We start from the raw sequence: 13,664 nt of genomic DNA, 5'->3' as shown, positions 1-13,664 counted from the left end.
TTTCGGGTGGAGGTTAGACTGTTGAGTAATGCCCAATAAAAAATCTGAAAAAATTCTGAGCTTCGAAGCCCAGGCGTTGCCGCTCATGCCTCAGCTTTACGGTGCAGCTCTGAGGTGGACCAGAAATCCCAGCGACGCTGAGGATCTGGTGCAGGAGACCTTCGCAAAGGCCTTTGTGGCGTGGGAAAAATTTGAGCAGGGCACCAACTTGAAGGCTTGGTTGTTTCGGATAATGACCAATACTCATATAAATCTTTACAATAAAAAAGCCAAGGACAAGGCAAAGACAGCACTCGATGATCTAGAGGATTGGCAAGTTGGCCAAGGAGAGTCGGTAACTTCAAGGTCTTCAAGGTCTGCGGAAATAGAGGCTATGGAGAATCTTCCCTCCCTGGCCATAAAAAATGCACTTGACCAAATCCCAGAAGAATTCCGAATGGTGGTTTACTACGCGGTAGTCGAAGGCCTCCCTTACCAAGAAATCGCCGACATTATGGGCACGCCAGTTGGTACTGTTATGTCAAGATTGCACCGAGGGAAGAAATTACTTAGAACTTTGTTGCAAGACTACGCAAAGCAAGAAGGTTACGACACAGGAGTGGAGGTCGACAATTGAAAAAAGTTGACTGCGAAGAAGTGAAAAAAGGCGTTCATGAGTATCTGCACTCTGAGCTGCACGAAGAAGAGCTTGATCAAGTGACCGCTCACCTGGCGAACTGTGATTCCTGCGAAAGTCACTACGACATCGAGGTTATCTTCAACCAGGTAATTCAACGTGCGTGTGACGAAATTCCAGCAGAGCAGTTGGCTGAACGAGTTATGGATCGCCTAAAAGAGATTCAGCAACACGACTAATCTTTCTGAGTGAGACCTAACCACTCGAACCAACCGCGATTCAAAACCAACCAAGCAATTAGGCCATAGCCAACTTGACCGGGCAGCTGCTTGGGGTGGTTAGTAACTTCTGACAGCCAGCCCTCATGGTCTACTAGTGGACTAAAGCAGTCCACGTAAGTCAGCTGTCTTCGCCTCACGACATCCGAAAAACCCTCTGACAGGTGCTTGACCTCGGAGTCAAATTCCGGGACACCGGTAGGTGTGGGACCCACGACCAAAACCTTAATACCCTCGCGAACCGCGTCATCTAGTAGCGAGGCGAGGTTCAATCTGGAGCGAGATATGGTTATGCCGGATCGAACGTCTGCAGACCCAAGGGCCAAGACCAAATAATTTTCACTGTCCTTGGAAAACCTGATTGTCGCTTCATTTTTCCATCTGCTCAAAAGATCAGAAGTTGTCTCTTCGATCATTGGCAAAGCGAAGACCGCCACATCTCTATCGCCGGGCAAGCGTGCCTGAACTCTGCCTAGCCAGCCAATGCCCTTTGGGTCACCAGCTCCGGTGAGAAGTTCGTCTCCGAGGATAACGACGCGTAGGTCAGGCATCAGTCGCTAAATGCCCTATTGACCAAATCTGCTTGCTCGGCAGCGTGCCTCTTGGCGGAACCAGTGGCCGGAGAAGCGGATGCTGCTCTGGCAAAAACCTTAAAGTTGACTCCGTACTTAGGCATAAACAGTCCCAGGTAGGTCCAGGCTCCTTGGTTGGCGGGCTCATCTTGGACAAATCTCAGTTCCGCTTCTGGGAACTGAGAAATCGCGGCTTTCATTTCCTCAACGGGAGTCGGGTAAAGCTGCTCAAGTCGAACGATTGCCGTGTCACCGGCTCCACGTTTTTGGCTCTCCGCCAAAAGATCCCAATAGACCTTGCCGGAGCAGAATAAAAGCTTGGTAACTTTTGCCGGGTCCAAATTTTGCTGGTCATTTATCACTGGCCGGAAGCTGCCCTCGGTAAAGTCTTCAACAGAGCTAGAAGCCGCCTTGAGGCGCAACATTGATTTTGGAGCAAAGACTACAAGCGGTCTTCTAGGAACCGTATAGGCCTGCCTTCGAAGCAAGTGGAAGTGGCTTGCTGGAGTTGAAGGCTGCGCAATCGTCATGTTGTTCTGCGCACACAGCTGCAGGAATCTCTCGAGCCTCGCCGATGAGTGGTCTGGGCCCTGACCTTCATACCCATGAGGCAAGAGCATTACCAGCGACGAGCTTTGGCTCCACTTTTGTTCGGCACTAGAAATAAATTCATCCACAACGACTTGGGCACCGTTGATAAAGTCACCGAACTGAGCCTCCCAAAGCGTAAGAGTGTCCGGTCTTTCGACGGAATAGCCATATTCAAAACCGAGTGCTGCGTACTCGCTAAGGAAGGAGTTGTAACCTTCGAATTTAGCTTGCTGTTCCGAAACGTAGCGAATGGGAGTCCATTCTTGACCATTATTTCTGTCGTAAAACACGCTGTGGCGCTGGACAAAAGTTCCTCTAAGGCTGTCTTGACCTGCCAGTCGAATGTTTACGCCTTCTACCAGTAGCGAACCGAAGGCGAGTAGCTCACCAAAGCCCCAATCGATTCCACCTGACCTTGACATCTCAACGCGTTTTTGGAGTAGTTGGGCAAGTTTTGGGTGAACGCTGAAGCCTTCGGGTTCATTGCCGTGAGCATTACCTATGGCTTCCACCAATTCTTGAGGTATCGCGGTCTGGCGAAGAAGCTCTTGTTTCTCACTGGCCGTAGTTCCAATGCCATCTGGTCGCGTTTGGAGGGCAACGGTAGCGGTCATGGCGTCGTGAACATCTATAAATGCCTGCTCAAGGCTGTGCTGGAAGCGTTGATTCGCCTCGTCAAATTCCTCTTTGGTAATGTCTTCACGGCCAATCAAGTTGTCCATGTAAAGGGACCTAACCGAACGCTTTGCCTCAATGAGGTTGTACATCATGGGCTGCGTCATCGAAGGATCATCGCCTTCGTTGTGACCACGTCGGCGGTAGCAAACGATGTCAATAACAACGTCCTTTTTGAATTCTTGTCGGTACTCAAATGCCAATTGTGAGACTTTGACTACAGCCTCGGGGTCATCGCCGTTTACGTGGAAGATAGGGGCTTGAATTGCCTTGGCCACGTCGGTGGCATACAGACTCGATCGTGCATCTTTTGGAACCGTTGTGAATCCCACCTGGTTGTTTACTATCACGTGAATAGTACCGCCGACCTTATACCCGTCCAGCTGGCTCATTTGAAGGGTTTCTAAGACGACACCTTGACCGGCAAAGGCCGCGTCACCGTGAATCAAGATTGGGAGAATTGGGAAGTTCTCCGGGTTTCCGAGCTTGTCTTGTTTGGCCCTAACAATTCCCTCAAGAACTGGATTAACAGCCTCGAGGTGAGAAGGGTTCGCTGCAAGCGAGACTTTGATTTGAGTGCCGTGACCCGAGGTGAATACCCCTTCTGTCCCCAGGTGGTACTTCACGTCTCCAGAGCCCTGGACGCTAGAAATGTCATTCGAACCCTCGAACTCGCGGAAGACTTGCCCGTAGGTTTTCCCGGCGATGTTCGTCAGAACATTCAAGCGACCACGGTGGGCCATTCCGATGACCGCTTCGTTCAATCCAGCGTCCGCTGCTGCTTGCAACATCTGGTCCAAAGCGGGGATTAGTGATTCGCTGCCCTCTAGAGAGAACCTTTTTTGACCGACAAACTTAGTCTGCAGAAAAGTCTCAAAAGCCTCGGCTTCGTTGAGCTTGTTCAGAATCCTAAACTGCTCTTCCTTGGTTGTTTTCTGATACGGGCGTTCTAGCCTGTCTTGGAACCAAATGCGCTCCGATGGATTCTGGATGTGCATGTACTCAACGCCAATTGTTCGGCAATAAGAATCTCGAAGAATTCCAAGAATATTCCGAAACTTGGCCTTTGATCGTCCACCGAAACCAGCGGTCTTGAAGGTTCGGTCTAGATCCCAAAGGCTAAGTCCGTACGATCGGATATCAAGGTCGGAGTGCCAGCGCTGAACATACTCAAGAGGATCAATGTCTGCAATGAGATGCCCACGGACTCTGAAAGCGTTGATGTATTCCTGGATTCGAGTGTTTTTGCCAGATTGGTCGGCGATGTCCCAGTGGAAATCGCTTGACCAGACCACAGGGGAATAAGGAATTCGCATGTCGGCAAAAATTTGCTCGAAGAACTCTCTTTCACCCAAGAGAAGCTCGTTGATTATTTTTAGGAACTCTCCGCTGCCAGCACCCTGAATAACGCGGTGATCGTAGGTGGAGGTAATCGTTATTGTCTTTCCGATTCCCTGGTTGGCGAGTTGCTCTTCGGACATGCCTTGAAACTCGGCCGGGTAGTCAAGTGCTCCAATTCCAACAATGCAGCCTTGGCCGCTGGTAAGCCTTGGAACCGAATGAACAGTTCCAATGCCGCCTGGGTTCGTAAGCGAAATAGTGGTGTCTTTAAAGTCTTCTGCGGTTAGCTTGCCTTGCCTTGCTTTGGCAACAAGTTCTTCGAAAGCGCTCACAAACTCCGCAAAATTCATCTTTTGAGCACGCTTTATGTTTGGAACCAGAAGCGCTCTGGAGCCGTCCGGCTTTGGGATGTCAATAGCAACTCCGAAGTTGATATTGGCCGGGGAAACAACCGCCGGTTTCCCGTCCACCTCTTCGTAGAAGACGTTTTGAGAAGGGAAAGCCTTCAGGGCCTGAACGATTGCGAAGCCAATGATGTGGGTGAAGGAGACTTTTCCACCTCTGGTTCTTTTTAGGTGCGAGTTGATGACAATTCTGTTGTCAATTAGAAGTTTCGCTGGCACGTGACGAACACTAGTTGCAGTTGGAACAAATACCGACGCGTCCATATTGGCGGCAAGGGCTTTACCCATACCCTTGAGGATTTTTACTTCCCGTTGCTCGTTGATTTCTTCCATGGTGATGGCTTGAGAATCGGTGGACGGCAAGTCTGCCGGGACCGGTGCGGTCCTAGGAGCTTCATCTGAGGTCTTTGCAATTGGAATGGTGATTGCTTCGGTAGGAGGCGCCGGGGCATCGGGGTCAAAGTTTGTGACGACTGTCGAATCGGTATCAATGACCGTAATAGAGCCTGTGCTGGGCCCCTGGGAACCAGTACCTGCTTGGTTAGAAAGATGGTACCGCTCTAGAATCGGCAGCCATGATTGGTCCACCGAATCCGGGTTCTCCTGCCACTGGGCGTACATCTCGGCCACAAGCCATTGATTGGCGCCGAAGTCATTTTCAGAATTATTTGTATCGCTGCCCGACAAGGGTGCCCCTTAGAACGAAAAAACCTATGGAAAACAATGTAAGTCTAGCCACTTGACTGGCTATAGTTAAATGGAAATGGAGCTTGATAAACGTAGTTACACGCAGGTGATTGGTTGAACGACTATCTTCTGCTGGCTTTTGCCGTGGTTTTGACTCTGGGCACGGGCCTATTTGTCGCTAGCGAGTTTTCCCTAATCAGCACCGACAGAGCCCAGCTAATGGCTGATCGCGACTCGGGCGAAAAAGGCTTGGACCTGCCGATAAAAGCGATTGCGAAGACCTCTACTCACCTCTCATCTGCCCAACTTGGAATCACTCTCACGACCTTGCTAACTGGTTTCGTCGCAGAACCGGCGCTGACCAGGATGCTAAATCCCTGGCTCCAAGGTTTTGACTTATCGATCGAGGGCATGAGGGTCCTGTCGGTTGTTCTCGCGATGACAATCGCAACTGTTTTTTCTTTCCTAATAGGAGAGCTGGTCCCAAAGAACATGGCGCTTTCGGCTCCCAAGCGGGTGTTGAAAATGGTTGTTGGTTTCCAACTCGGCTTTACCTGGGTTTTCCGGCTGCTGGTTCGAGTCATGAACGACAATGGCAACTGGTTGGTCAGAAGATTCGGAATTGAACCAAGAGAAGAGCTCTCAAGTGCCAGGACTGCCGATGAGTTGGTGTCTATGGTAAGGCGAAGCGCGACTCTGGGCTCACTCGAGCAGGACACGGCCAAACTCCTTGAAAAGACCCTGGCGATGAGTACTTTATTGGCCAGCGACATAATGACCCCTAGGCCAAAAATGTATTCTCTGGAAAGAGAATCTTCCGCTCGTGATCTAATCGAACTCGCTTCGAGCACCGGCCATTCAAGATTCCCGGTTACCGGCGAGGATGCGGACGACATTGTCGGGGTGGTGCATCTAAAACGTGGCATCGGTGTTCCAGTTGAGCGTCGCGACCAAGTTCCAGTCAGTGCATTGATGGTGGATCCGGTTCGGGTTCCAGAGACCATGGCCCTTGATCGTTTGATCTTGCAGCTGAGGGGCAGAGGGTTGCAGTTCGGAATCGTAATCGACGAATACGGCGGCACCGCGGGGATCGTGACTCTAGAGGATGCCGTTGAAGAATTAGTGGGTGAACTGTCCGACGAACACGACAGACATCGCTCCGATTTGCTGCAGTATGCCGACGGCTCGCTTGCGTTCAGTGGTCTTACTAGACCGGCTGAACTTGAGGAGTTTGGACTCTCGATAGCCGAGGACGAAGATTACGATACCGTCTCGGGATTCCTAATGAGCGAGCTTGGACGAATACCAAAAACCGGTGACCAAGTAGAGGTTTCAGGCGGGCGCCTCGTTGTCCTAAAGATGGAAGCTAGAAGAGTAGACCGAATTAAGTTCGAGCCAGTGGTGATCAACGATGAGTAGCGATCTAATGGGGCTGGTCTGGTTTGTCCTGCTGCTTGTGGCAAATGCATTCTTTGTTGGTGCTGAATTCGCCGTTATCACAGCAAAGCGTTCTCAAATTGAGCCTCGTGCTGAAGCTGGAAATCCCGCGGCGAAGATTACCCTGCGTGCGATGGAGAGGGTGTCGTTGATGCTGGCCACTGCGCAGCTTGGGATCACCGTTGCATCGCTTTTGATACTGGTTGTCGCAGAGCCTGCGATTCACCACTTAGTGGAAATCCCTTTGAAGGCAATCGGAATCGGAGAAGCAGCTTCGGCGGTTACTGGTTTCGTAATCGCTCTGATTCTCGTTACCTATCTTCACGTTGTGATAGGCGAGATGATCCCCAAAAACATCGCAATCTCGGTGCCACTGCGAACTTCGCTGATTTTGACTCCGATCCTCTATTTCATTGCGCAGCTTGTGAAGCCCGTGGTCTGGGTGCTGAATCAGATCGCCAACCTGATTCTCATAATTTTCCGGTTCAAGCCCGTAGAAGAGGCGAATACCGCTTTTACGTTGGATCAGGTTGAAGGTTTTGTTTCCGCAAGCCAAAAAGAGGGCACGCTTGCCGACGGCTCTGGCACGATTGAAAAGACATTTGAATTCACCGAGAAAACAGTTCGCGATGTTGCGGTTCCAATCGGTGATTTGGTTACCATGACGCTGTCTTCGACTGCTGGAGACCTCCAGGCGGCGGTTTCCGAGCATGGCTTCAGCCGCTATCCGGTGAATGGAACCGGCGATGACATTGTGGGCTATTGGCACATAAAAGACGGGTTGACTAACGACCCTGGGGAGATGTTCAAGACTCTACCCTCCAAGCGCTTGAGGGCGATGATTTCCATCCCCGAAACAACTGACCTCGAAGACGCGCTAGCTCAAATGCGAAAGAGTGGAGCGCACATCGTTAGAAGCTTCAGCTCGTCCGGAGAAATCGTTGGCTGCCTATTTCTTGAAGATATAATCGAGGAGCTCGTGGGCGAGATCGAGGACGCCACTAGGCGCTAGGCCAGCGGCCTCGCTCATATTGATGTGGCCACTGTATATCTGCCGAAAGCTCCGCTGCTGCCCGCAATCCAAAATACGGATCTCTCAAAAATTCGCGTCCCACAAGCACCACATCAACAAGGCCCTCGGAAAGAACCTGCTCGGCTTGCGTTGCATTTGTTATCTGACCAACCGCCGCAACATCCGCACCGGTGGCTCGCTTCGCGCTTTCAGCAAACTCGACCTGGTAGCCGGGTCCGGTTGGAATCTTAACGCCCGTAATGAGCCCTCCTGAGGAAAGATCGAATAAATCTGCCCCAAGCTCTCGGCACCACTTGGCGACCTGATTGGTCTGGTCTTGGTCCCAGCCGCCCTCAACGTAATCTGTGCTACTAAACCGAATAAAAACCGGCATTTGCTCGCCAACTGCTTTGCGCACTTGGGCCACTATCTCAAGGAGCAATCGGGCCCTGTTTTCAAGTGGTCCGCCGTAGAGGTCATCACGCTTATTCGAGATTGGTGACAAGAATTGGTGCAGCAAGTAGCCGTGAGCAGCATGAATTTCTATCGAATCGAACCCAGCCTTTTGTGCCCTCAACGCAGCACTGGAAAAGTCCGCAACGATTCTGGGGATTTCGCCAATTGATAGCATTCTTGGGGCATCAAGCCCCTGAAAGGCCTCTGATGTGGCGGAGTACGTTTCCCAACCGCCATCGGAAGCTGCTACCGAGCCGGAGCCTGATGTTGGTCGGTGGGTGGAGCCCTTCCGGCCTGCGTGAGCGAGCTGTATTCCGCTGGTGGCACCCTGCTCCCGTATGAAGTCTGTGATCACTTTCCATGGGGCTATCTGGTTATCTGCATAGAGGCCTGGACACCAAGGACTTATGCGTCCTTCCGGGCTGACTGCACTGGCTTCAGCTATGACCATGCCGGCACCTCCCATTGCCCTAGACCCCAAGTGGACAAGGTGCCATTGGCCAACAATGCCGTCTTGGCCTTCGCAGGAGTACATACACATTGGAGACACCCATAGACGGTTTTTGATTTCAAGGTCGCGAATTTTTATGGGGCTAAATAGCTTCGTCATTTAGTAACTTTTCCAATCTAGGGTTTGCAGCCAAGATAAATATCGCGAGGGCCGTGCCCCAGCCGATTGCTACATTTAAGGGGTAGATAGCGGTCAAGAGTCCGATTGCCGAGGGTCCAGCCAGGGCGCCAATGTATGTAATGCCAACTACCCTTGCCATGTTTCTGCCGGAGTGGGTAGCTTCACCAATTTCGCCGCCGGCAGCAAAGATTTGAGGAACCACCCCAGAGATTCCAAGGCCAAGAAAATACCAAAGCGCAAGTGATATTTCGAAAGTGGGAGCGATTGCTTGGGCAGCGATGGCTATTCCACCAATCAGCGACCCCCACCGAATAATAAAGCCCCGCCCTTTATTTTCGACTATCCGATCGATAAAAATTCGACCGGTGATCATTCCTAGGTTGAAGGCGCCAAGGCCCCAAGCGGCTACGGCAACGCTAACGTTCTGAATGTCGATTAAATAAAGCGCTGACCAGTCCTGAGCGACACCCTCAATAATTGCCCCAGCCGATGCCATCAGCCCGGCCAGAATAACAAGGGGGAGCACTCGACGGTTTGCCTTTGAAGCCACTCGATTTTTAGTTTTGTTCTCTTTGGTTGCTACCACCTCGTTTGGCAGGAGCCACCCGGCGACAATAACTCCGGTAATGCTCAACACCACACCGGTGATACTCAGGGTTTGCGACTGATCGAATCCGGCTGAAATAGTAGCGAAACCTAGAGCTGCGCCAAAGAGGCCCCCCACGGACCAGAACAGGTGGAAAAAAGTAAAGATTGCGCGCTTATTCACTTTGTCAATTTGAAGGGCCGCTGCGTTCATGCCAACGTCCACTCCAGCAATTCCAAACCCGAGGAAAAAAATTGCGAGGCCGAGTGACCAGACGTCTTGCGCGAAGGCCGGGCCCAATAGTGAAAGCCCTACAACAAGGCCACCGATTCTGGTGGCAGTCTTTGCTCCAATGTGGTCAATAATCCAGCCGTAAATCTGCATGGCCAAAAAACCACCTAAACCGGAAAACATAAATAATGCTCCAAGAGCGACGTAACCAATGCCTACGGTTCGCTCAATTAGGGGAATGTGAACGGCCCAAAGAGCAAGAGACGAACCACCGGAAAAGAAAAAGAAGCAGACTGCAAATTTGGATTTTAGAAGGTTCACCGTTGACACTTTAGGACAAGAAGTCTTCAAGTAGCTTCCCCACTGCGTCGAGCTCAATCAAAAAGCCATCGTGGCCATATTCACTCTGAATCACGTGGAGTTGACCACCGTGTAAATTGCCGCTGATCGAATTAGCTATCAGTTCTTGGCCACTGAGTGGAAACAGCCGATCGCTGTCCACGCCAATAACTAGGGTCGAGCAGGAGATTTCCTCAAGTGCCGACTCGACTGAGTCACGTCCGCGGCCAATATCGTGCGAGTTCATGGCATTCACGAGGGTCACGTAGCTGTTGGCATCGAATCGCCTGACAAACTTGTTTCCGTGAAAATCCAGATAGCTCTCAACTGCGTATTTGCCAGCCTCGGTAAGAGGGCTCACCTTGGACTGCCAGGTCCGTCCGAATCGGTCATTCAGCTCCTTGGGGGAACGGTAGTTAAGAAGTGCCATCCTGCGAGCGAGCGCAAGACCGCGGTGGGGTCCAAATCCCGGCTTGGCATCGTAATAAGACCCACCGGCAAAGTTCGCATCAGATCTGATGGCCTCAAGCTGAACCGTGTTGAGAGCGATTTGATCCGCAGTTGTGAATGGGGGAGCAGCCAAGATTGCGAGGCGCTCCACGCTTTGGGGTGAATTGATGGCCATTTCCATAGCGTGCATCCCAGCCATTGAGCCGCCAATGATGCTAAACCATCTGGAAACATCGAGTTGTTGAGCAAGCACCTCGAAAGATAAAGCCTGGTCTTTTATGGTGAGCTGAGGAAAGTTGGGCCCATATTCTTGACCCTTGGGATTCAGAGAAGCCGGTCCGGTCGATCCTTGGCAGCCTCCCAGAACATTTGGCGTCACTACAAAATACTTATTGGTATCGATTGCAAGTCCCGGACCAATTAGGCCTCCCCACCAACCCGATGTTGGGTGCCCAGGTGCTGAGGGTCCTGTGGTGTGACTGTCTCCGGTTAGGGCGTGCAGCACCAAGACGGCATTTGATTTTGTGGCGTTTAGTTCTCCCCAGGTCTCGTAGGACAAAACTGCCTGGTTCAAGGTTTCGCCTGATTCTAGAGGGAGCGAAAAAACCTGGGAGAATTTTCGATCTCCAAGGTTGTCCCCAACTCGCCACGCACCGCTGGCAGGGGGTCTTCCAACAAGCTGACGACGCTGCTCCTCGGAAATAAATTCCGAGGGAGCAGAGTCTTCAGATATTTGAAAGTCCATTTATTTTGCCGCGGCGAAGCCTGTCTGTAGATCAGCGACGATGTCCTCGTAGTTCTCGAGTCCAACTGACAGTCTCACTAGACCAGGTGTAACTCCAGCTTTAGCGAGCGCCTCTGGGTCCAGTTGAGAATGAGTGGTTGAGGCCGGGTGAATAATTAGCGACCGAACGTCACCGATGTTGGCGACGTGGCTAAACAGCTCGACGCCTTCGACGAATTTCACCCCAGCATCTAGGCCACCGGCGATCTCGAATGAGACGATAGCACCAGCGCCCTTGGGCGCGTAGTGCTTGTGAGCCTCGTTGTACTTGCTGGACGCTAAGCCGGCGTAGTTGACCTTCAGAACCTGAGGATGAGCCTCGAGCCAAGTTGCGACCTTGCTAGCATTCTCAACGTGTCGCTCCATGCGAAGGCTCAAGGTTTCAATTCCCTGAATCAATGAAAAGGCGGTGTCTGGCGAAACTGCAGCTCCTATGTCGCGCAAGAGTTGAACTCTGGCCTTAATAATGAAGGCGATTCCATCTCCCAGGGCCTCGGTGTAGACAACGCCGTGGTAGCTCGGGTCGGGCTTGTTTAGGCCAGGGAATTTGTCCGATTTGGACCATTCGAACTTTCCACCATCTACGATCGCGCCAGCCACAACCGTTCCATGGCCACCCAGGAACTTGGTTGCCGAATGGATAACAATGTCGGCACCGTGTTCAAAAGGCCTGATTAGAAACGGGGTCGCTACTGTGTTGTCGACAAGCAAAGGGATGCCGTGTTTGTGGGCTACCGTTGACACCTTTCGGATGTCAAGTATTGACACATCTGGGTTTCCGATTGTCTCTCCGAACAGCAGCTTCGTGTTCGGGCGAATTGCGGCGGCCCAGGCATTCTCGTCATCTTGATCGTCGACAAAAGTTGTTTCGACTCCAAGCTTGGCAAGGGTGTATCTGAAGAGGTTGTAGGTTCCACCATAGAGCTTCGAGCTTGCAACGATGTGATCGCCGGCCTCAGCAATGTTTAGAACAGCGAACGTGGTGGCCGACTGACCGGAAGACAAAAGAAGAGCCGCAGTTCCACCCTCGAGAGCGGCGATGCGCTTTTCGGCAACGTCTTGAGTGGGGTTCATGATGCGGGTGTAGATGTTTCCAAATTCTGCAAGACCAAAAAGCTTGCGGGCGTGCTCCACTGAATTGAACGTGTAGGCAGTGGTTTTGTAAATCGGTACAGCTCGAGCGTTGGTTGCGGGATCACTCACTGCACCGGCGTGAATCTGTACGGTCTCAAAACCCCATTTTGCTTCATCGGTCATTTTATTTCTCCAAGTTAGGTCGTTGGCTACTGATATAACTATTCAGGGTTGCTCTTCATCAGGCAACTAAGTCAGTAACCAAACGTAACTTTACAACAAATGCGAACCGGCCAGAGAGGCCAACAACGCCGAGCCCAAAGGAATAACCGAGTCGTCGAAGATCGCTCTGGCCGAGTGATTAGTTGGTGCTGATGTGTAGTCGATGTCTGTCGGGCAGGCCCCCAAGAACACAAAAGCCCCCGGAATTTCGTAGGCAATTGAGGCAAAATCTTCTCCACCAGCGATTGGGTTCTCCATCTCCGTATAGCCGGAGGGCCCAACTAGCTCTTGCGCTATTCGGCGAACTCTCTCAACTGAGTCTTGATCATTTATCAAAACCTTGGTGGGTTCACTGAATTCGATTTTGGCCGTGACCCCAAACCCTTCGGCAATCGAATTTATTAATTTGGGTGCCAGAGCTTGCAACTTTTCGGTGTTGGCTTCGGAAAAAGTTCTGACGGTTGCCCCGAAGCTCGCTGTATCTGGGATGACATTATTGGTGGCGTCATCTCCAGCACGAATCCAGCTGACATTTACTATTACTGGATCAAACTGATCGAAATTTTTATTGAGCATTGTTTGAAGGCTCGAAATCGCCTCGACCATTGGGGCCACTGGGTCCTTGGATAACCAAGGCATCGAACCGTGACCACCGGATCCGTGGAAGACGACGTTCATGTCTCCCGCACTTGCCATCATTGCTCCAGGCTTGCAGGCAATCGTGCCTGCCGGCAATGAGGTGAATACGTGAAGGCCATATGCGGCTACTGGGCGACTGCCGGTAATTTCCAGCATGCCCTCCTCGATCATCACATCAGCGCCATGGTGGCCCTCTTCACCCGGTTGGAACCAAATAGCCACATCGCCTCGTAGTTGGTCTTTTAAGCCGTGCAATAGTTTTGCTGCTCCGACGCCTGCGGACATGTGCAGATCATGCCCGCATGCATGCATGTAGCCGTTCTTGGAAGCAAAGTCCAAATTGGTCTCTTCCAATACATGAAGGGCATCCATGTCCGCCCTCAAGAGCACAGTCGGACCAGGATTCCCCCCTCGAATGACTAAAACGATTGAGCTTAGAGATTTACCTAGAGTTATTTCACCCAACCCTGCTAGTGCAGAAATTAGCGCCTGTTGGGTTTGGGGCAAATGAAGTGCAAACTCTGGCATTTTGTGCAGTTTTCGGCGCAGCGAAACTAAATCTTCGCGGAGATTACTGGCTGAAACTAAGAACTCACTGGGTGTTGGCATGCTTGCTCCTTTGCTCTATTTATCTTTGCA

General features: G+C 51.5%; 11 protein-coding genes. 4 read left to right on the top strand and 7 right to left on the bottom strand.

Annotated features, from left to right (window positions below):
- The first annotated feature begins 28 nt into the window (after nt 1-28).
- Nucleotides 29-616 carry a sigma-70 family RNA polymerase sigma factor gene (locus ABXT50_RS04820; RefSeq protein WP_415273756.1) on the top strand — a complete coding sequence of 196 codons (588 nt, stop codon included), beginning with the start codon at nt 29-31 and terminating at the stop codon, nt 614-616.
- Nucleotides 613-855, top strand: coding sequence for a zf-HC2 domain-containing protein (locus ABXT50_RS04815; protein ID WP_415273755.1), 243 nt, complete (start codon nt 613-615; stop codon nt 853-855). Before ABXT50_RS04820 ends, ABXT50_RS04815 begins: the two co-directional genes overlap by 4 nt.
- On the opposite strand, the gene ABXT50_RS04810 is transcribed toward ABXT50_RS04815, so the two are convergent.
- Both ABXT50_RS04810 and ABXT50_RS04805 read right to left on the bottom strand, forming a co-directional pair.
- Complete coding sequence (locus ABXT50_RS04810) at nt 852-1,445, bottom strand: GDSL-type esterase/lipase family protein (protein WP_415273754.1); 594 nt, start codon at nt 1,443-1,445, stop codon at nt 852-854. The two genes, ABXT50_RS04815 and ABXT50_RS04810, sit on opposite strands and share 4 nt — an antisense overlap.
- Nucleotides 1,445-5,098: a multifunctional oxoglutarate decarboxylase/oxoglutarate dehydrogenase thiamine pyrophosphate-binding subunit/dihydrolipoyllysine-residue succinyltransferase subunit gene (locus ABXT50_RS04805; protein WP_415274812.1), complete on the bottom strand. Its 3,654-nt coding sequence runs from the start codon at nt 5,096-5,098 to the stop codon at nt 1,445-1,447. The genes ABXT50_RS04810 and ABXT50_RS04805 overlap by 1 nt, the downstream gene beginning before the upstream one ends.
- Before the next feature lie 180 nt (nt 5,099-5,278).
- On the opposite strand from ABXT50_RS04805, the gene ABXT50_RS04800 reads away from it, so the two are divergent.
- Complete coding sequence (locus ABXT50_RS04800) at nt 5,279-6,583, top strand: hemolysin family protein (protein WP_415273753.1); 1,305 nt, start codon at nt 5,279-5,281, stop codon at nt 6,581-6,583.
- The gene (locus tag ABXT50_RS04795) at nt 6,576-7,613 is read left to right on the top strand and encodes a hemolysin family protein (RefSeq protein ID WP_415273752.1); all 1,038 of its coding nucleotides are present in this window, start codon (nt 6,576-6,578) and stop codon (nt 7,611-7,613) included. The genes ABXT50_RS04800 and ABXT50_RS04795 overlap by 8 nt, the downstream gene beginning before the upstream one ends.
- Here ABXT50_RS04795 and ABXT50_RS04790 read toward each other — a convergent pair.
- From ABXT50_RS04790 to ABXT50_RS04770, 5 genes are all read right to left on the bottom strand, one after another.
- Complete coding sequence (locus ABXT50_RS04790; RefSeq protein WP_415273751.1) at nt 7,603-8,679, bottom strand: NADH:flavin oxidoreductase/NADH oxidase; 1,077 nt, start codon at nt 8,677-8,679, stop codon at nt 7,603-7,605. The two genes, ABXT50_RS04795 and ABXT50_RS04790, sit on opposite strands and share 11 nt — an antisense overlap.
- Nucleotides 8,663-9,838, bottom strand: a complete 1,176-nt coding sequence (locus ABXT50_RS04785) for an MFS transporter (protein ID WP_415273750.1) — start codon at nt 9,836-9,838, stop codon at nt 8,663-8,665. Before ABXT50_RS04785 ends, ABXT50_RS04790 begins: the two co-directional genes overlap by 17 nt.
- A 10-nt stretch (nt 9,839-9,848) precedes the next feature.
- The gene (gene metX, locus ABXT50_RS04780) at nt 9,849-11,051 is read right to left on the bottom strand and encodes a homoserine O-acetyltransferase MetX (RefSeq protein WP_415273749.1); all 1,203 of its coding nucleotides are present in this window, start codon (nt 11,049-11,051) and stop codon (nt 9,849-9,851) included.
- Nucleotides 11,052-12,347: a bifunctional o-acetylhomoserine/o-acetylserine sulfhydrylase gene (locus ABXT50_RS04775; protein ID WP_415273748.1), complete on the bottom strand. Its 1,296-nt coding sequence runs from the start codon at nt 12,345-12,347 to the stop codon at nt 11,052-11,054.
- A 90-nt stretch (nt 12,348-12,437) separates the two neighbouring features.
- The gene (locus tag ABXT50_RS04770) at nt 12,438-13,553 is read right to left on the bottom strand and encodes a M20 metallopeptidase family protein (protein ID WP_415273747.1); all 1,116 of its coding nucleotides are present in this window, start codon (nt 13,551-13,553) and stop codon (nt 12,438-12,440) included.
- Between the last annotated feature and the right edge of the window lie 111 nt (nt 13,554-13,664).

The sequence above is a fragment of the Aquiluna sp. Uisw_065 genome (genome assembly GCF_047731275.1).
Taxonomy (GTDB): Bacteria; Actinomycetota; Actinomycetes; order Actinomycetales; family Microbacteriaceae; genus Aquiluna.
The sequence above is the reverse complement of the archived record's forward strand: the minus strand, read 5'-3'. Positions and strand labels throughout refer to the sequence as shown.

Excerpts from the sequence above, each read along its gene's own strand:
- ABXT50_RS04790 (WP_415273751.1), bottom strand. The coding sequence starts at position 8,679 with ATGACGAAGCTATTTAGCCCCATAAAAATTCGCGACCTTGAAATCAAA.
- ABXT50_RS04810 (WP_415273754.1), bottom strand. The coding sequence starts at position 1,445 with ATGCCTGACCTACGCGTCGTTATCCTCGGAGACGAACTTCTCACCGGA.
- ABXT50_RS04775 (WP_415273748.1), bottom strand. The coding sequence starts at position 12,347 with ATGACCGATGAAGCAAAATGGGGTTTTGAGACCGTACAGATTCACGCC.
- ABXT50_RS04820 (WP_415273756.1), top strand. The coding sequence starts at position 29 with ATGCCCAATAAAAAATCTGAAAAAATTCTGAGCTTCGAAGCCCAGGCG.
- ABXT50_RS04770 (WP_415273747.1), bottom strand. The coding sequence starts at position 13,553 with ATGCCAGAGTTTGCACTTCATTTGCCCCAAACCCAACAGGCGCTAATT.
- ABXT50_RS04795 (WP_415273752.1), top strand. The coding sequence starts at position 6,576 with ATGAGTAGCGATCTAATGGGGCTGGTCTGGTTTGTCCTGCTGCTTGTG.
- ABXT50_RS04805 (WP_415274812.1), bottom strand. The coding sequence starts at position 5,098 with ATGTACGCCCAGTGGCAGGAGAACCCGGATTCGGTGGACCAATCATGG.
- metX (WP_415273749.1), bottom strand. The coding sequence starts at position 11,051 with ATGGACTTTCAAATATCTGAAGACTCTGCTCCCTCGGAATTTATTTCC.